We start from the raw sequence: 17,739 nt of genomic DNA, 5'->3' as shown, positions 1-17,739 counted from the left end.
GCCGACCCGCCTCAGAAATCCGTCGACATCGACAATAGCAGGGTTCGCGGTACACCTTGCGACAATGCGGAGAAGCTCGCCACGCCGGCCCAGTAATTGGTATCGAACACGTTCTGAACCAGGGCCCGCAGCGTCACCGGTCGGTTGTTGATCCGCGTGTTGTAGCGGGCACCCAGGTCGAGCCTCGTCCAGGCCGGAACGACCTGCGTGTTCGCCGCGTCCAGATATTGGTGTCCCGTATAGATGGTGTTTGCGACCAGCGTCAGTCCGGGTGCGAACGGGGTGTCCCATTCGGCGGACAGGTTTGCCTGCACCTGAGGCACACCGATCGGCGTCTTGCCGAGATTGGTTGGCGTGCTTGTCTTTGTCAGCTCTGCATCGATCAACGTCACGCCGCCAAGGACACGTATGCCCGGCTGCACCTCTCCGAATACGGTGAACTCCAGGCCGCGATTGCGCTGTTCGGCGTCGGCCCGGAAGATCTTGTCGACACCCAATTGTCCCGACGGCTTGGTGATCTGGAACACGCTGATCGTGGTGGCCAGCATTCCGAAGTCGACCTTCACGCCTGCCTCGTGCTGCTTGCTGAAGTAAGGCGCAAGAACTTCCCCCTGATTGCTCGCGATCGTCGGTGCGACGTCGCCCTTGCTGAGCCCTTCGATGTAGTTGGTGTAGAGCGAAACGTTGCTCCAGGGCTTGACGACGAGGCCGACCATCGGCGTGAGCGCCGTCTGGTCATAGGAGGACGTGACCGCTCCCGTGGTGGTATTGAAGTTGTTGGACTTCACCCCCTGCTGGCGCACGCCGACGGTCAGCTGAAGGCGCTCCTGAAAAACCGACAAAGTGTCAGCCAGCGCAAGGCCGGTCAATTCGGTATCCGAAAGCTTCGGAACAGTCGCGGGAGCAGCAACGAGCTGCTCAGGACGGGTGATCGGCGCATAGATGTTGGACAGAACCGGCGTCCCGGACACAGAGCCGCGTGAGATCTGATCCGTGTAGTAGCTGCCCTGGAAACTCACGGCGTGACTGATCGCGCCGGTTTCAAACCGGGCGCGCACACCGGCGTCGGCGACATTCCTGTCGATATCGAATTTGAAGCGTCCCGGTGTCGACGTGGTGTTGCCGGCCGCGTTCAGGATCGTCGGCGTGCCGAACAAGCGATCGACCTGGGTCCTGCCCCCACCGCCGTCGGCGAACACCGTCACGGAATCCGTCACATCGTATTCGGCGCGCGCCAGCAGCGAGTTGTCATGAACCTTGGCCCATTCCCAGGCCTGCGTGACATTGCGCCTCCCGACCGGCGCGGTCGGGACAGCTACGCCTGTTGCGACCAGAAACGGTCTCGTGGGCGCGTCGAACTTTTCTTCCTGATCGATGAAGTCGAGCGATGCTCTGAATTTCTCACCGCGATAATCGAATGCGGCGGCGCCGACATGCGCCTCCCGGTTCTGGTTGTCCAGCGGCGTATCACCATTGTGATAGCTGCCATTGACGCGAATTCCGAATTCGCGGTTCTCGCCGAACCGTCGGCTGACGTCGAGATGCGTGCCGAACTGGCTGTTCGTCGCATAGTCGGTGGTAACCCGTGTGAGATCGACATCAGAGGCACGCTTCGGGACGATATTGATGGTGCCCCCGACGCTGCTGTTCGGGGCCATCCCGTAAAGCAGCGCGGTCGGGCCCTTGATGATCTCGATCCGTTCGACGTAGTCGGTGAAGACACGGTAGTTCGGTGCAACACCGTAGACACCGTTGAAGGCAATTTCTCCGACATTCCCCTCGCCGATCGGAAAGCCGCGGATGAAGAAGGAGTCGAGAATGCCGCCGGTCTGGCCGGTGAAACGGACCGAAGGGTCGTTGCTGACAACGTCGGCTATCGTGCTGGCCTGTTGATCTTCGATTTTCTTCGCCGTGTAACTGGTGATGTTGAACGGCGTGTCCATGAAATCCCTGTTGCCCAGCAAGCCGACCTGGCCTCCGCGGGCGACCTGCCCACCTGGGTAGGAGGGCGGGAGTGCGCCGGGCCTTGCGGCAGCGGGCTTCGCTTCCGCCTGCATCCTGGCCCGCTCATTCGCGGGCGCGCTTTGACGGCCCGCCCTTCGACTTGGGTTCAAACGCGGGCGTGCACGCTGCCTCGGCACGTCGGCGGTGACGGTCACCGCCGGCAAGGCTGTCGCCGTCTCCGGCGCAGCGCTTTGCGCGCTGGTGCGGTGAAGGAAGCCGTCGCCGAACAAGGCGATGGAGACCAGAGAGGCCGCGAAAGCCGTCGGTCTGGAGAACTTCGGATGTGATTTGACGGTAGCGGCAAGAATAGCAACAGGGCGGCAGGTGGCTCTCGAAGACATTTCTCAACAGCTTCCGGTTTGACAGGAATAAATACCGGAGCGACGTGCCGCGGCATCAGCCGCCAAGTCAATAAAAACGCCTTTATTTTCAGTAGTTTATAATAAGTCAAAGTCTAAATCGCGCAGAGGTTGAGAGCGCTGTGGGTCACTTACGAAGTGCCGGACCGCACTGTGCGTGACCGCCTGACGCGCGAGTCCGCCATGGGGCGGCAATGCGCGCCAGCGTGCGGAGCTATGATGACCGGTTCAGTGGGGACGGCTGCTGTCGCAACGTCTGTCGGAATGATCGCGCGCAACACCTCTCCCCGCCAGGAAGAGGCAAGCAAAACCAGATCATGCCGTAGAGATTACTCCGCCGAGGCCTTGGCGTGGCGCTCTGAGGACTCCAGCGCGGCCGCGCTCAGGCTGCGCCGGCGCCAGATGGAGCCGACGACCAGCACGACGACGACGCCGAGGGCGGCGCAGAGATATTCGCCGCCTCCGCCGCCATGGGCGAATTGGGGCGGGATGCGAAGTGCGCCGAGCATGCTGTCCAGCGAGGCGCCGAGCGGGCCGTCGAACAGCGTGTGCAGCTTCGGCGCGATGCCGGGATCAGTCGCGATCACCTCGCCCGAGATCCAGCCGAGCAGTGCTGCACCCGCCCAGACCAGGACCGGCAGCTTTGCGAGCAGCGCCATGATCAGGGCCGCACCGGCGACGATCAGCGGCACGCTGATGGCGAGACCGAGGATCAGCAGCGGCACGCTGCCATTGGCGGCGGCGGCGACCGCAATGACGTTGTCGAGGCTCATGACGATGTCGGCGACGACGACGATCTGCACCGCCTGCCACAGATGCGAGGCGGACTCGACGCCCTCCTCGTCTTCGTTTTCCGGCACCAGGAGCTTCGCCGCGATCACGATCAGCGCGAGACCGCCGACGAGCTTGAGGTACGGCAGCTCCATCAGGCTCGCGACGATGCCGGTGAAGATGATCCGCAGCAGCACGGCTGCGCCGGCGCCGAAGATCATGCCCCACAGCCGGTGCCGCGGCTTGAGGCCGCGGCAGGCGAGCGCAATCACAAGCGCGTTGTCGCCGGAGAGCAGGATGTTGATCCAGATGATCTTGCCGACCGCAATCCAGAAGGTCGGTTCGGCCATCTCGTTGCGAAACTGGGTGAAGAATGCCCCGATCGTAGCGGGATCGAAGACCTGCCAGAGCCAGTTCACAATACGTCCTTTCGCCCCGTCGATATTAACCTATCGGCTGATCAGCCGACGATCTCGTTGCCCGAGAAGAACTGCGCGATTTCGATCGCGGCGGTCTCCGGCGCATCCGAGCCGTGAGCGGAATTCTCGCCGATCGACTTTGCGTAGAGCTTGCGGATGGTGCCGTCGGCGGCCTTGGACGGATCGGTCGCGCCCATCGCGTCGCGGTACTTGGCAATGGCGCCCTCGGCTTCCAGCACCTGGACCACCACGGGGCCCGAGGTCATGAACTCGACGAGCTCGCCGAAGAACGGGCGCGCCTTGTGCACGGCATAGAAGGTCTCGGCCTGTTCCTTGGTCATGCGGATGCGCTTCTGCGCGACGATGCGCAGGCCCGCCTTCTCGATCACGGCGTTGACCGCACCGGTCAGGTTACGCGCGGTCGCATCGGGCTTGATGATCGAGAAAGTGCGTTCGATGGCCATAATCTTGTCCTTGAGAAGAAAGCGGTGGTTCGGAGTTGCCGGGCTTATATCGGCGCCTTTGCCGGACGGCAAGCGACCGCCAAAACCGCCCCCGGACGCTTCGCCGCAGGCTGCCCCGCCGGATCTAGTCATGGATTACCGAGATTTCATCCAGATGAACCCAATCTGAAGGCTCCGTTCAGGGCTTGGTTCAGCTTCGCCAGCGTAAGGTCGGGCCTATCGAAACCGAAAGCCCGATCATCAGGCAGACCGTTTCGGCGGCCTTTCCATCGACGCGATAGCCCCGCGCCGGCAGTCTTTAGGAGATCACCATGTTGAGGAAACTTTCGCTTGCCGCTGTCGCCGCGGTTGCGCTGGGTGCCGCGCTGGCGCCGACCTCCGCCTCCGCTCACTGGCATGGCGGCTGGGGCTGGCACGGCGGCGGCGGTGGCTGGCATCATGGCTGGGGTGGACCGCGCTTCTATGCCGGCGGCCCCGTCTCCTACGGTTATGGCGGCTGCTACGTGCGCCGGCTGGTCCCGCCCCCCTGGGGACCCCGCTGGCGGCTGATCAACCGCTGCTACTGAGCCCGTCAGCACCTTCCTGAGGTACCTAGGCCCCCCAGGTACCTTCCAAGCGAAGCCCCGGCGTTCCCCTGCGCCGGGGCTTTGTATTTGGGCGGCTATTGCCCGGCTTCATGCAATTTTTACTAGAGTGCCGGGCAATGTCCGCGAGCGGCGAAACCATTTGGGGGGCCAAGGACTTGGTACCGTGTCATCACTTTGAGAACACGGAACCCCACAATGGCTGGCCTTTTTGCCAACGACAGCGAACAGATCGACCGGCGCACCAGCCGCTCGATTTGCGATGCGGTGGGCGAACGGCTTCAGCAGAGCCTGCGCCCCGAACCACGGCTTCCGACGCATCTCGAACAGCTCCTCGACGAGTTGAAGCAGCGCGACCGCGATTCGCACTGACGTGAGGCTCACGCAAAAACGGGTTGCGTTCGACGCGCCTTGCGGTGACAAGGCCGCATGCTTGCTATCACCGACCTCTCCATCCGCCTTGCCGGACGCCTTCTGATTGACCAGAGTTCCGTGCAGATCACGCCCGGCGCGCGCGTCGGCATGGTCGGGCGCAACGGCACCGGCAAGTCGACCCTGTTCAAGGTGATCCGCGGCGAACTGGCGGCCGAGCACGGCACGGTCACCCTGCCGCCACGCTGGCGCGTCGGCAGCCTCGCGCAGGAGGCCCCGAACGGCCCCGAAAGCCTGATCTCCGTCGTGCTCAAGGCCGACCTCGAACGCGACGCGCTGCTTCACGAAGCGGAGAGCGCGACCGACCCGCACCGGATCGCCGAGATCCAGACCCGCCTCGTCGACATCGACGCCCATTCGGCGCCGAGCCGCGCGGCCGCGATCCTGTCCGGCCTCGGCTTCTCCGCCACCGATCAGCTCCGCCCCTGCGCCGAATTCTCCGGCGGCTGGCGCATGCGCGTCGCGCTCGCCGCCACGCTGTTCGCCGCCCCTGACCTCCTGCTGCTCGACGAGCCCACCAACTATCTCGACCTCGAAGGCACGCTGTGGCTCGAGGATCACCTTGCGCATTATCCGCGCACGGTGATCGTGATCAGCCATGACCGCGACCTGCTGGAAAGCTCGGTCGACCAGATCCTGCATCTGGAGCGCGGCAAGCTCACGCTCTACAAAGGCACCTATTCCTCCTTCGAGGAGCAACGGGCCATGCGCGAACTGCTCGATGCCAAAGCGGTCAAGCGCCAGGAAGCCGAACGCGCCCGTCTGCAGGCCTTCGTCGACCGCTTCAAGGCGAAAGCCTCGAAAGCCCGCCAGGCGCAATCTCGTGTAAAAATGCTGGAGCGGCTGAAGCCGATCACGGCGCTGGTCACCCAGGACGTGCGCGAAATCAGCTTTCCCGCGCCGGAGAAAATCCTGTCGCCGCCGATCATCGCCGCCGACAACGTCGTGGTCGGCTACGATCCGAACACGCCCGTGCTTAACCGCGTCACCTTGCGCGTCGACAATGACGACCGCATCGCGCTCCTTGGTTCCAACGGCAACGGCAAGTCGACGCTTGTGAAACTGCTCGCGGGCCGCCTCGCACCGTTCTCGGGCAAGGTGACGCGTGCCGACAAGCTCTCGATTGCCTATTTCGCCCAGCACCAGCTCGACGAATTGAACGAGGATGCCTCGACCTACGACCACGTCCGCAAGCTTATGGGTGAAGCGCCCGAGGCCAAGGTGCGCGCACGCGCCGGCGCCATCGGATTCTCCGGCAAGGCGGCCGATACCAAGGTCGGGAAATTGTCCGGCGGCGAGAAGGCGCGCTTGCTGCTGGGGCTGGCGACCTTCTTCGGCCCCAACATGATCATTCTGGACGAGCCGACCAACCATCTCGACATCGACAGCCGCGCTGCGCTTGCGGAGGCGATCAACGAATTCCCCGGCGCCGTCATCATGGTTTCGCACGACCGCTATCTGATTGAGTCCTGCGCCGACCAACTCTGGATCGTCGCCGACCGGACCGTGACCAATTACGACGGCGACCTCGACGAGTACCGCCGCCTGGTGCTGTCGGCGCGCAACGGCGAGCCCGCCCCGCGCGAGCGTAGCGCCGCGAGCGAGAAGCCGCAGCGCCCGAGATCGGACAATCGTGGCTCGCTGAAGAAGCGCATCGCGGAAGCCGAGAGCGAGATCGCCCGCGTCAGCGAGATCATCACCAAGATCGACACCGCGCTCGCCCTGCCCGACATCTTCACCCGGGATCCCAAGCAGGCCGCGCAACTGTCGAAGGCGCGCGCCAACGCCGCCGACGCGCTGGCGCGTGCGGAGGAACAGTGGCTGGAGGCGAGCACGCAGTTCGACGAGGTGACGGGCTAGACTCAAAATCTGAAAAACAACCCCATGCACAGTACGGGTAACAAATTACCTGCCTGCAAGCCGCTCAGCAGTTGGCCCTTTACTCAATCGGCATACTGCCCCGCCGCCTTGATGATCGGCGCCCAGCGGTCGACTTCGCTGGTCAGCATCGCCCCGAGCGCCTCCGGCGTCGCCTTGTCCTGAGGGACCGGCTCGGTGTTGATGTCGTTGAACCGGGCGATCAACGCGGGATCCCTGAGCGCGGCCTGGAGCACCGCCGTCAGCTTCTGAACGACCGCGGGCGGCGTGCCCTTAGGGGCATAGAGGCCATGCCAGACGCCGAGCTCGAACCCCTTGAGGCCGGCCTCGTCGGCGGTCGGCAGATCGGGCAGGCTCTTCAGCCGCTCCTTGGTGGTGACCGCGTAGGCCTTGACCTGCTTGGCCGTGATCGGCCCGGTCGTGTTCGTCGCCTGGTCGCAGGTGAGATCGATCTGCTTGCCGAGCAAATCGTTCATGATCGGCCCATTGCCCTTGTAGGGCACCGTGGTGAGCTGCTTCTGGATCGCCGTCATGAACAGCATGCCGCACAGATGCGATGCCGCACCTAACCCGGCATTGGCGTAAGTCAGCTTGTCGCCCTGCTGCTGGGCGTAGGCGACCAGTTCCTTGAGCGTGTCGGCCGGGAAGTCCGGACGCGCGATGATGGTCATCGGCGCATTGGTCACGAGCCCAATCGGCGCAAAGGCCGTCTTCGTGTCGTAGCTCAGGTTGCGATACAGCGTGGCCGCGGTCGAAATGCCGACATGATGGACCAGCAGCGTGTAGCCGTCCGGCTGGGCGCGCGCGGCGCGCGTCGTGCCGATCGTGCCGCCGGCGCCGGTCGCGTTCTCGACGATCATCTGCTGCCCGAGGGATTTCGCCATGCTTGCTGCGGTCAGGCGCGCGATGGTGTCCGTCGGTCCACCCGCGGCGTACGGCACCAGCACGGTGATGGGCCTGGACGGATAGTCCTGGGCGACCGCTGCGCCGAGCGACAGAAGCAGAGCCGACACGATCGTGATGAAACGCATGTTCCCTCCAAGATTCTTTATCGCGCCATAAAAGCGCATCCCCGGCCGCACGGCCATCAGGAAAGCGACCTCTGCAAAAGTGTCGCAATCACGATGATCCGCGCCGAGAATGGCGACGTCGCCGGCGAGACGAATGGTGGGCAGGCGTGATACGGCTCCGCTGGAGCAAAATGGGATCTACCGCTCCCGCATGATCTCCTGTCGGTAGCGCTGAAGCGGAGATAACAGGTAGCTCAAAATGGTGCGCGAGCCGGTCCTGATCTCCACTGTCACGGCCATTCCCGGTGACAGGCTGACGAGGCGATCGTCCACCTGCATTTGCGTGCGATCGAGCGAGATGCGTGCGCTGTAGCTCAGCTCCTGCCCGTTGGGCTCGCTGCTGTCGCGCGGCGTCCCGAGCGCGCGGTCGCTTCCCGGCGGACGATCGCGGATGATGGCGTCCTGCGAGACGCTCAGCACCCGTCCCTCCAGCAGACCGTAGCGGGTGAAGTTGAAGGTGTCGATCTTGACGGCGGCGTCCTGCCCGGCCTCGACGAAGCCGATGTCGCGGTTGGAGATCATCGCCTCGACCTCGAGCCGCGTATCTGACGGCACGATCACCAGCAGCGATTGCGCGGGTGTGACCACACCGCCCACGGTGTGGACCGCAAGCTGCTGCACGACGCCGTCGACTGGCGAGGTCAGCTGCTGGAGCCGAGTCCGCTGCTGCGCCTTGATCAGATCCCGCGCGACGCCATTGGCTTTCTGCTCGCTCTTGGCGAGTTCGTCGGACAGGCTCTTGCGATACTCCGCCACCGCCTGGGTGCGGGTCTCCCGGATCGCGGCGACGGCTGCCTCGGCTGCCTTCAGATGGCTGCTCTGGACGCGAAGCTCCTCCTGCTGCTCGATCTGGAGCTGAAGGGTCTCGTAATAGGTCAGCTTCGAGCCGATTTCCTTCTCCATCAGGATCTTGCGGATATCGACGCGTTGCTGGGTGACCGGGAGCAACGCATCCAGCTTGTGGATCGTCGCCGCAATGGTCTGATGCTCGGCCTCCTTCTGCGCCTGCTGGCGCGCAAGCGACGCCAATTTGGCGCGATGCTCGCTGACCTGATTGGCAAGAAGCTGCCGCTGAGTCGCGACCAGCGAGGGATCGGCATCCGCAGGCGGGACGAGATCGGTGGAGGCATCTTCGCCGCTTGCCAATGCGGCGCGGAGACGCGCCATATTGAGCCGTTCGGCCATGAGATCGTCGTGCAGGTGATCGCGCTCCGCGGCATTCACGGTCGGATCGAGCTCGATCAGCACGTCGCCCGACTTGACCGCCTGCCCGTCCTGCACGTGGATGGCGCGCACCACCCCGGTCTCGAACGGCTGGACCACCTTGCTTCGCCCGCTCGACACCACCTTCCCGGTAGCGGACGCCACGATGTCGATCGTGCCCCATGCCGACCACGCGAGTGCCGCGCAGACAAGGAGCATCAGGGCGATCGCGATGGCCCGGCCGATCGGTGACGGTGGCGCCTCGGCAATCTCAAGCGCCGCGGGCAGGAAGGCGATCTCTTCAGTGCGCCGCCCCTTCGCTTTCCGGAAGGGAACGACGGTCTGCTCCGGCCGCGGGGCCGGCGCCGCGCTAGCCGACCTCATAGATCCCTCCCTGGAGACGATGCAGGGCCGCGTATCGGCCACCGGTCTTGATCAAGGCGTCATGCGTGCCGTCCTCGACCAGACGGCCACGCTCGAGCGTGAAGATGCGATCGGCGCCGCGAACGGTGGACAGTCGATGCGCGATGATCAGGACGGTGCGGCCCCTCGCGATCTCCTTCATGTTCTCATGGATGATCCGTTCGCTTTCATAGTCGAGCGCGCTGGTCGCTTCATCGAAGATCAGGATGCGGGGATTGGTCACCAATGCGCGGGCGATCGCGATGCGCTGGCGCTGCCCGCCCGAGAGCGTCGAGCCGCGCTCGCCGACGACCGTGTCGTAGCCTTCGGGAAGCTCCAGAATGAAATCATGCGCGCCCGCAAGTTTTGCTGCGTCCATGACGCGGTCCATCAGCAGGGTCGGATCGGCCAGCGCGATGTTGTCGCGCACCGAGCGGTTGAACAGCATGTTGTCCTGGAGCACCACGCCGATCTGACGGCGGAGCCAGGCCGGATCGGTCATCACAAGATCCATTCCGTCGATCAGCACGCGGCCGCCTTGCGGAACGTAGAGCCGCTGCACCAGCTTGGCGAACGTGCTCTTGCCCGAGCCCGACGATCCGACGATGCCGACGGTTTGCCCGGCCGGAACATCGAACGAGACGTCATGCAGGATTTCCGGCCCATCGAGCCGGTAGCGGAACAACACGTGCTCGAACCGGATATTGCCCCGGATCGGCGGCAGCCCCGCACGCGCCGCCGAATAAGCCGGCTCTGCCGCGCTGTTGAGGATGTCGCCAAGCCGCGCGATCGAGAGCCGCGCCTGATGAAAATCCTGCCAGACCTGGGCCAGCCGCAGCACGGGCGCCGAAACGCGCCCCGCAAAAATGTTGAAGGCTACGAGCTCGCCGACGGTCAATGCGTCGCCGATCACGAGGCGCGCGCCGACATAGAGAATGGCGGCGGTCACGACCTTGCTGACGAACTGGACGAGCTGGCTTGCGGTGTTGCCAAGGCTGGTGACACCAAAACTCGCCGAGACATAGCCGGCGAGCTGTTCTTCCCACCGGCGCTGCATCTGCGGCTCGACCGCCATCGCCTTCAGCGTCTCGATGCCGCTGACGCTCTCGACCAGAAAAGCTTGGTTCTCGGCGCCGCGGCGGAATTTCTCGTCCAGCCTGCGGCGAAACAGCGGCGTCGCCACCGCCGAGATCGCGATGTAGAACGGGAACGATGCCAGCACGATGCAGCTCATCAGCGGCGAATAGGCGAACATCACCGCCAGGAATACCGAGGTGAAGAACAGGTCGATGAGCAGCGTCAGCGACGAGCTGGTGATGAAATTGCGGATGTTCTCGAGCTCGCGAACCCGCGCCACGGAATCGCCGACGCGCCGCGCCTGAAACCAGGCCATCGGCAATGCCAGAAGGTGGTGGAACAGCCGCGCCCCCAGCTCCACGTCGATGCGGTTGGTCGTATGCGCAAACAGATAATTGCGCAGGATTCCGAGCACCGTGTCGAACAGCGAGACGACGACCAGGCCGACGACGAGCACGTCGAGCGTGGACAGCGAGCGATGCACCAGCACCTTGTCGATCACGACCTGAAAGAACAGCGGCGAGACCAGCGCGAAGAGCTGCAGAAAGAACGAGGCGGCCAGCACCTCGCCGAACAGCCGCCGGTACTTGCCGATCGCGCCGATGAACCAGGTGATATCGAAATGGCGCCCGAGGTCGGATAGCCCGGCGCGCCGGGCCATCAGGATCAATCCGCCGTCCCAGATCGCGCACAGCTCGTCGCGCTCCATCAGCACCGGGCGCTGGGTCTGCGGCGATTGCACCAGCACCTTGTCGGCGGAGGCTTTCGCGATGACCATGAAGCTGCCGTCGCGCAGTATCGCGATCGCCGGCAGCGGGCTGCCCGACAGACGACTCCACTGCGTTCGATAGGTTCGTGCCTTGAGGCCGAGAGATTTGGCGCAGCGGATGATCTCCGCTGCGCCAAAGATAGCCGTTCCGGTCCGGTGCCTGAGCTGGTCGCGGTCGGCCGCAACACCCTGCAAATGCAGCAGGGTGAGCAGCGCGTCCAACCCCGTATCGGTCGAGACCGCGTTCGTGGTCATGGGCGTTCTCCGGGCCGGAGCCAAGTGTCAGGCGTGCTGCGGCGGTGCGAGGGTCTGGCTCTGCGCCGCGTGCGGATCAGGCAATGGCATCTCGCCGTGACCGTCACCTGCCGGGATAAGGTTCGCCGCCATGGCCTGGTTGAGCAGCATCGCGGCCGCCATCGCCCCGCCCCCGTTGATGACGACGTTGTTGCCGGGGCCACCATCGAGGACGTCCTGTCCGCCGCCACCGATCAGCACGTCGTCACCCGCCCCGCCCGCGAGCGTGTCGTTGCCGGGGCTGCCGATCAGGACGTCATCGCCATTGCCGCCATTGGCGACGAGCTGGATGCCGCCGTGCAGACCGGAGGCCGTGATGACGTCGTCGCCATCGAGGCCGTTGATCACGATCCTGTCGCCTGTGCCGGCATCGGTGATGTTGATGTCCTGGCCAAGCCCCGACACCGTAATGATGCCGTCGTGCTCGGTCACCGTGATGACGTCGCTGCCGCTGGTTCCGTTGATCGTCACCGTATCCGCGGCGCCGTCATTGGCGCCGAGGTCGAGGTTGACCTGATTCACGCCGGTCCCGGAGAGGTCGCCGACCGTGATGTTGTCGGCACCACCGAGGGCGTTGAAGTTGATATGCTCGACGCCGTTGAGGTCCATCGCGATGGCAGCAACATCGCGGGTGAACAGCACCCGGCCGCCATTGGCCGAGATGTTGATGTTCTCGTTGATGTTGGCGCCGTTGAACAGCAGCGTATCGGTGCCCTTGCCGCCTTCGACAATGTCGCTGCCGTCGCCGGGATTCCAGACGAAGGTATCATCGCCGGCGCCGAGATTGGCAACGTCGTTGCCACGGCCGCCGTTCACAATGTCATTGCCGGCACTGCCGGTGATGGTGTCGTTGCCGTCACCGCCGTTGATGTTGAGGCTGAACGGCTGCCCCGCCTTGATGGACGAGGCATTGATGACGTCGTTACCGCCTCTGCCGTTGACGGTCAGGACGTCACCGGCATCGGCGTGAGCGATGGTCACCTGCGCCGCAAGGCCGTTGACAACGATCGATCCGCCAGCGGTCGTGACCGAGATGTTGTCATCGCCTGCGGTGCCGTTCACGGTCACACGATCTGCCGCACCGTCACCACTCTGGGTGCCGGGGCCGGCACTGAGGTCGATCGCCACCTGCGTGACGCCGGTGCCGGAGAGATCGTTGACGGTGATGTTGTCGGCGCCGCCGGCGGCAGCGATCTGCACATGCTCTACGTCGTTGAGATCCATGGTGATGGCACCGACGTCGCGGGTGAGAAGCGCGCGGCCGCCATTCGCCGAGATCGACATGTTCTCCGCGACATTGGAGCCGTTGAACACCAGCGTATCCGTTCCCGCGCCACCTTCGACGGTGTCGCTACCGTCACCGGGATTCCACGTGAAGAGGTCGTCGCCTGCGCCGAGAAGAGCGACGTCGTTGCCGCGGCCACCGGTGACCTTATCGTTTCCGTCGCCGCCGATCAGGGTGTCGGCGCCCTGACTGCCGATGATGGTATCGTTGCCCGCGCCGCCGTCGATGGTCAGCCCAATCGCCGCAGCAAGTAGCGATGCATCGATGACGTCGTTGCCGCCGAGCGCCTGGATCACCAGCCGGTCGTTGGCAGCTTCCGCATTCGCGATCGTCACGACTTCGGGCAGGCCCGTCACCGTCACGGTCGTCCCGTTGGACGTGACCTCGATGTGCTGGCCGCCGTTAGTGCCGTTGACGGTCACCGTGTCGGCCGCGCCGTCGCCTTGCGTGCCGCCGGGAACGGCTCCGAGATCGACCAGCACCTGCTTGACGCCGGTCCCGGAGAGATCGCCGACGGTGATGTTGTCGGCGCCGCCGCGTGCATCGAATTCGATCTGCTCGATGCTGTTGAGGTCCATCGTGATGTTGGCGACGTCGCGGGTGAAGCGCACCCGGCCACCATTGGCCGAGATGTCGATGGTCTCGTTGATGTTGGCTCCGTTGAACAGAAGCTTGTCGTTGCCCGATCCGCCTTCGACCGTGTCGCTGCCGTCGCCGGGATTCCAGATGAAGGTGTCGTCGCCCGTCCCCAATTGCGCGACGTCGTTGCCGCGTCCGCCATTGACGATGTCGTCGCCGCTGCCGCCGATCAGGAGGTCGTTGCCGTCGCCTCCGGTGATCCTGTCGTTGCCGGCGCCGCCGTCGAGCGTCAGCGAGATCAGGCTGGCGAGTCCATTGCTTGCGGTGATGACGTCGTCGCCGCCGCCGGCGTGCAGCACGAGATTCTCCGTCGTGCCGATGTCGAGCGAAAATGGCGCCGCGCCCGTCCCGTCGAATCGCACGCGCGTGCCGTTCGCCGTGATCGTGAACGTCTCCGGGTCATTGCTTCCGTTGACCTGCGCGGTGTCGTTGCCGTCACCGCCCTCGAACAGGTTGGTGCCGCCCCCCGGATTCCAGATCATGAGGTCGTTGCCCGCTTCGCCGAACAACTGGTTGTCGCCGCTGCCGCCGTCCAGCGTGTCGTTGCCCGCGCCGCCGAACAGCAGACCGTTGCCGCCGCCGCCCTTGATCGTGTCGTCGCCGGCCTGCCCAAACAGCAAATCGGCACCCGAGCCGCCCGTGATCCTGTCATTGCCGTCGCCGCCGAAAATGTGCACCGCGGGCATCGGGCCGTTGGATTCGTTAACGGTGATCGTGTCGTCGCCGCCCTGACCGAAGATGTCGATCTCATTGGTGTTGGCCACAGTGGGATCGCCACCGATCGTCTTCACCTGCCCGTTATTGATGAGAATGCGGCCCGACTTGTCGCGGCTGATCACGACGCCGTTATTGGCGCTGTCGCCGAAAATGGTGAGCTGGCCCGTAACCGGGGAGAAAACAGAGGTAGTAGACATTCAAATATTCCTTCGATCGATCTAGCCCCTCCCCTCGATGCGTAGCAGTGGTGCGGATGTCTTACTTGAAGCACTGCTTTAGACGCGCGTGATTATTCTGGAGATTTCCTCCAGTTTTCCTCCGGGCTGGTTTCGACAGCGGATGCAAACGCTCTCACATCACGAATTGCCGATCACGTATAACGGCAGCGTGACTTTCGAAGGCGCGCGAATCCCACCAACGCATTGTTGCGCGCGCAGAAGCCACAGCTCGAAGCGACGACGCATTCGTTTTGATGAGATGGCGAATTCGATCGGTGCTCTCGTGCGCCGGACACAGCGCAGCACGATAGTGGTGCGCTGCTGAGCCGGGGCTCATGATCGAGAGAGACTGGATCGAGAGAGACCAGGTCCCGGCTCTGCGCAGCAGCGCATAGCGCGTCGAAGACGCGCGTGGACGCGCTGATGGCGCTGCAGCGCGTCCGGGACGCGAGAGTTCGGCTTACGCCGACTTCTTCTTCGGCTTCTGCTTGGTCGCCTTCGGCATGACAGGCGCTTCCGGCGTGCCCTCGATCGAGGACAGACGGCCGGACGTGAAGGTGTAGATGCCTGCGCGCGGACCGGTGCTCCAGGTGACCACGGCAACGCGCCGACCGGCGGCGTCACTGGAGAGATTGACGGTCGAGGGCGCCCCGATGCCGCGCACCACATCGCATTCGGTGTGACCGAGCGCGACCGTGCCGCCCATGGGCGCCGGCGCCGTCGTCGAAGCATTGGCGTCAGCCGGCCCAGGGGGCGGCGTCATGCCGGGACAGGCGCCGTCGGCGCTGACCAGATCCTCGGCCGTCACGGGCTTGTCGGGGGTCAACGGTGGCGATTCGATTGAGATGCTCTTGATGAACAGGCGGCTCGGCGTGTTGAACCACTGGGCATCCTTGGACAACAGGTCGGTCCCCGAGCAGCCCGCGAGCAGCGGTGCTACGGCAGCCAACGCAACTATGAGCGAGCTGGGAAGCTTTTGATGTCGCACGATAAACTAAATTCCCCGCATGAAGGACCGCCCCTAAGCGATTGTCCCAACATCACTTTGCGGCACGAAGGTGACAAAAGCCAGCATCGCCCGAAAAGTGCAAATTATCATTAATTGCAAACGACCGCTAATTCCGGCGCTGCCAACGGCCCCGTTCGTCGGCCTGCCAATAGGTGACATCAAATCCCCGCGCCTTGCAATCCGTCCAGGCGCTCCGGGCAAACGCCAGCGCGTCCGGATCGTCGCCGTTGAACAGCAGCACCATGCGCTCATAGCCCTGCGCGTCCTGCGGCAGCGCGGCGTTGTCGACCAGGAAGCGGACATTGGCGCCGTTGGGATTGTCCTCCTCGATCGCCAGCACGATCGGCTGATCGGCGGCATCGTTCACGCGCCATGTCGCGTGCGGCAGGAAGGAATCGTCGCGGTAGGTCCATAAATGCGCGTCGAGCGCATCGGCGCGCTCCGGCGAGGTCGACTGCACCACGACGCGCCAGCCGCGCTCGAGCGACTTCTCGAGAAGCGGCGGCAACACGTTCTCCACCGTCATGTTTTGCAGATGGTAGAAAAGGACTTCGGTCATCTCAGATCATTTGCGCTCGTAGTGGTCGGCGACCAGACGGTCGAGCAAACGGACACCGTAGCCGCTTCCCCAGCTCTGGTTGATGTCGGTCTTCGGCGCCCCCATCGCGGTACCAGCGATGTCGAGATGCGCCCAGGGCGTGCCGTCGACGAAGCGCTGGAGGAACTGCGCCGCAGTGATCGAGCCGCCATGGCGGCCGCCGGTGTTCTTCATGTCGGCGAACTGGGAATCGATCAGCTTGTCGTATTCGGGGCCGAGCGGCATGCGCCAGACCTTCTCCCCGCTCTCGATGCCGGCCGCGAGCAGACGGTCGGCGAGCTCGTCATTGTTGGAGAACATGCCGGCATGCTCGGTGCCGAGCGCGACCATGATCGCGCCGGTCAGCGTCGCCAGATCCACCATGAATTTCGGCTTGGTCTTTTTCGCGACGTACCAGAGCACGTCCGCCAGCACGAGGCGGCCTTCGGCGTCGGTGTTGATGATCTCGATGGTCTGGCCCGACATCGAAGTGACGATGTCACCCGGCCGCTGCGCATTGCCGTCGGGCATGTTCTCGACGAGACCGATGGCGCCGACCACGTTGGCCTTGGCCTTGCGCGCGGCGAGCGCGTGCATCAGGCCGACGACGCAGGCGGCACCGCCCATGTCGCCCTTCATGTCCTCCATGCTGCCGGCCGGCTTGATCGAAATGCCGCCGGTGTCGAAGCAGACGCCCTTGCCGACGAAGGCGACCGGAGCCTCGCCCTTCTTGCCGCCGTCCCAGCGCATGATCACGGTGCGGCTCGGCCGCGACGAGCCCTGGCCGACGCCGAGCAGTGCGCCCATGCCGAGCTTGTCCATCGCCCTGACGTCGAGCACCTCGACCTTGACGCCGAGCTTGCGGAGCAGGCCCGCGCGGCGCGCGAACTCCTCGGGGAAAAGCACGTTCGGCGGCTCGTTGACGAGATCGCGCGCGATGATCACGCCGTCGACGACATGGCCGGCCGAGGCAAACGCCTTCTTCGCCGCGGTGGCATCGCCGACCGCAAGCGAGACGTCGGCGCGCAAGCCGCCCTCCTCGCCGTCTTTCTTTTTCGTCTTGTAGCGATCGAACTTGTAGGCGCGCAGCCGCAGGCCCGAGGCGATCGCAACCGCCTGCTCGCTGGTCATGGCGCCATCAGGAAGTTCCGCGATGATGGTCATGGCAGCGGCCGCGGCCGAAAGCTTGCCCGCCGCCACGCCGCCGAATTTGAGGAAGTCGTTCGCCTTCAGGCTCGCCGCCTTGCCGGCGCCGATCACGACCAGGCGGGTGGCCTTCAGCCCCTCCGGTGCCAGGACGTCCAGCGCGGCGCCGCTTTTGCCCTTGAAGCCGGCGGCGGAGGCCGCCCGCTTGACCAGCTCAGTGGCGCCGCCGAGCGCCTTGGCCGTCGCCGGGCCGAGCTTCAGAGTGTCGTCGCAGAACACGACCAGAATGCCACGGGCGGCAGCAGACAGCGGGACAAAGCCGACCTTGATGGCATCGGACATGGGTAACTCCTTCAAAACATCGGGCTTTTCGTCGCTGGGCGGACCCGGCCACGGGCCGGAGCTGAACGACGATTCACTGG

General features: G+C 64.5%; 13 protein-coding genes. 3 read left to right on the top strand and 10 right to left on the bottom strand.

Features of this window, described 5'->3' with window-relative positions; genetic code table 11:
- Window positions 1–11 precede the first annotated feature (11 nt).
- The 3 genes from IVB46_RS13585 to ndk form a co-directional block, all read right to left on the bottom strand.
- Window positions 12–2,057 (bottom strand): TonB-dependent siderophore receptor, encoded by a 2,046-nt coding sequence (locus tag IVB46_RS13585; protein ID WP_247311343.1) that lies wholly within the window; start codon window positions 2,055–2,057, stop codon window positions 12–14.
- Between the two features lie 635 nt (window positions 2,058–2,692).
- Window positions 2,693–3,553, bottom strand: coding sequence for a TerC family protein (locus IVB46_RS13580; protein ID WP_135215298.1), 861 nt, complete (start codon window positions 3,551–3,553; stop codon window positions 2,693–2,695).
- A gap of 41 nt (window positions 3,554–3,594) precedes the next feature.
- The gene (gene ndk / locus IVB46_RS13575; RefSeq protein ID WP_027535388.1) at window positions 3,595–4,017 is read right to left on the bottom strand and encodes a nucleoside-diphosphate kinase; all 423 of its coding nucleotides are present in this window, start codon (window positions 4,015–4,017) and stop codon (window positions 3,595–3,597) included.
- 311 nt (window positions 4,018–4,328) lie between these two features.
- On the opposite strand from ndk, the gene IVB46_RS13570 reads away from it, so the two are divergent.
- The 3 genes from IVB46_RS13570 to IVB46_RS13560 all read left to right on the top strand — a co-directional run bounded on the left by IVB46_RS13570 (window position 4,329) and on the right by IVB46_RS13560 (window position 6,893).
- Window positions 4,329–4,583 carry a sulfur globule protein precursor gene (locus IVB46_RS13570; protein WP_212480965.1) on the top strand — a complete coding sequence of 85 codons (255 nt, stop codon included), beginning with the start codon at window positions 4,329–4,331 and terminating at the stop codon, window positions 4,581–4,583.
- A gap of 216 nt (window positions 4,584–4,799) precedes the next feature.
- The gene (locus IVB46_RS13565; RefSeq protein ID WP_166096073.1) at window positions 4,800–4,973 is read left to right on the top strand and encodes a hypothetical protein; all 174 of its coding nucleotides are present in this window, start codon (window positions 4,800–4,802) and stop codon (window positions 4,971–4,973) included.
- 57 nt (window positions 4,974–5,030) lie between these two features.
- Window positions 5,031–6,893 carry an ABC-F family ATP-binding cassette domain-containing protein gene (locus IVB46_RS13560; RefSeq protein ID WP_247311346.1) on the top strand — a complete coding sequence of 621 codons (1,863 nt, stop codon included), beginning with the start codon at window positions 5,031–5,033 and terminating at the stop codon, window positions 6,891–6,893.
- Window positions 6,894–6,976: 83 nt separating this feature from the next.
- On the opposite strand, the gene IVB46_RS13555 is transcribed toward IVB46_RS13560, so the two are convergent.
- The 7 genes from IVB46_RS13555 to IVB46_RS13525 form a co-directional block, all read right to left on the bottom strand.
- Window positions 6,977–7,942, bottom strand: a complete 966-nt coding sequence (locus IVB46_RS13555; protein WP_247311349.1) for a tripartite tricarboxylate transporter substrate-binding protein — start codon at window positions 7,940–7,942, stop codon at window positions 6,977–6,979.
- 177 nt (window positions 7,943–8,119) lie between these two features.
- A complete protein-coding gene (locus IVB46_RS13550) occupies window positions 8,120–9,568 on the bottom strand; it encodes an HlyD family type I secretion periplasmic adaptor subunit (RefSeq protein WP_247311352.1) in 1,449 nt (482 codons plus the stop codon).
- Window positions 9,555–11,687 (bottom strand): type I secretion system permease/ATPase, encoded by a 2,133-nt coding sequence (locus IVB46_RS13545; protein ID WP_247311355.1) that lies wholly within the window; start codon window positions 11,685–11,687, stop codon window positions 9,555–9,557. Before IVB46_RS13545 ends, IVB46_RS13550 begins: the two co-directional genes overlap by 14 nt.
- Window positions 11,688–11,714: 27 nt before the next feature.
- A complete protein-coding gene (locus tag IVB46_RS13540) occupies window positions 11,715–14,564 on the bottom strand; it encodes a calcium-binding protein (RefSeq protein ID WP_247342958.1) in 2,850 nt (949 codons plus the stop codon).
- Between the two features lie 481 nt (window positions 14,565–15,045).
- Window positions 15,046–15,534: a hypothetical protein gene (locus IVB46_RS13535; RefSeq protein ID WP_223153590.1), complete on the bottom strand. Its 489-nt coding sequence runs from the start codon at window positions 15,532–15,534 to the stop codon at window positions 15,046–15,048.
- Between the two features lie 166 nt (window positions 15,535–15,700).
- A complete protein-coding gene (locus tag IVB46_RS13530) occupies window positions 15,701–16,153 on the bottom strand; it encodes a DNA polymerase III subunit chi (RefSeq protein ID WP_014495779.1) in 453 nt (150 codons plus the stop codon).
- A 6-nt stretch (window positions 16,154–16,159) separates the two neighbouring features.
- Window positions 16,160–17,659 (bottom strand): leucyl aminopeptidase, encoded by a 1,500-nt coding sequence (locus tag IVB46_RS13525; protein ID WP_247311362.1) that lies wholly within the window; start codon window positions 17,657–17,659, stop codon window positions 16,160–16,162.
- Window positions 17,660–17,739 lie beyond the last annotated feature (80 nt).

The sequence above is a fragment of the Bradyrhizobium sp. 61 genome (assembly GCF_023073075.1).
Lineage (GTDB): Bacteria > Pseudomonadota > Alphaproteobacteria > Rhizobiales > Xanthobacteraceae > Bradyrhizobium > Bradyrhizobium barranii.
Note: the sequence above shows the minus strand (reverse complement) of the source record. Positions and strands in the feature narration are given on the sequence as shown.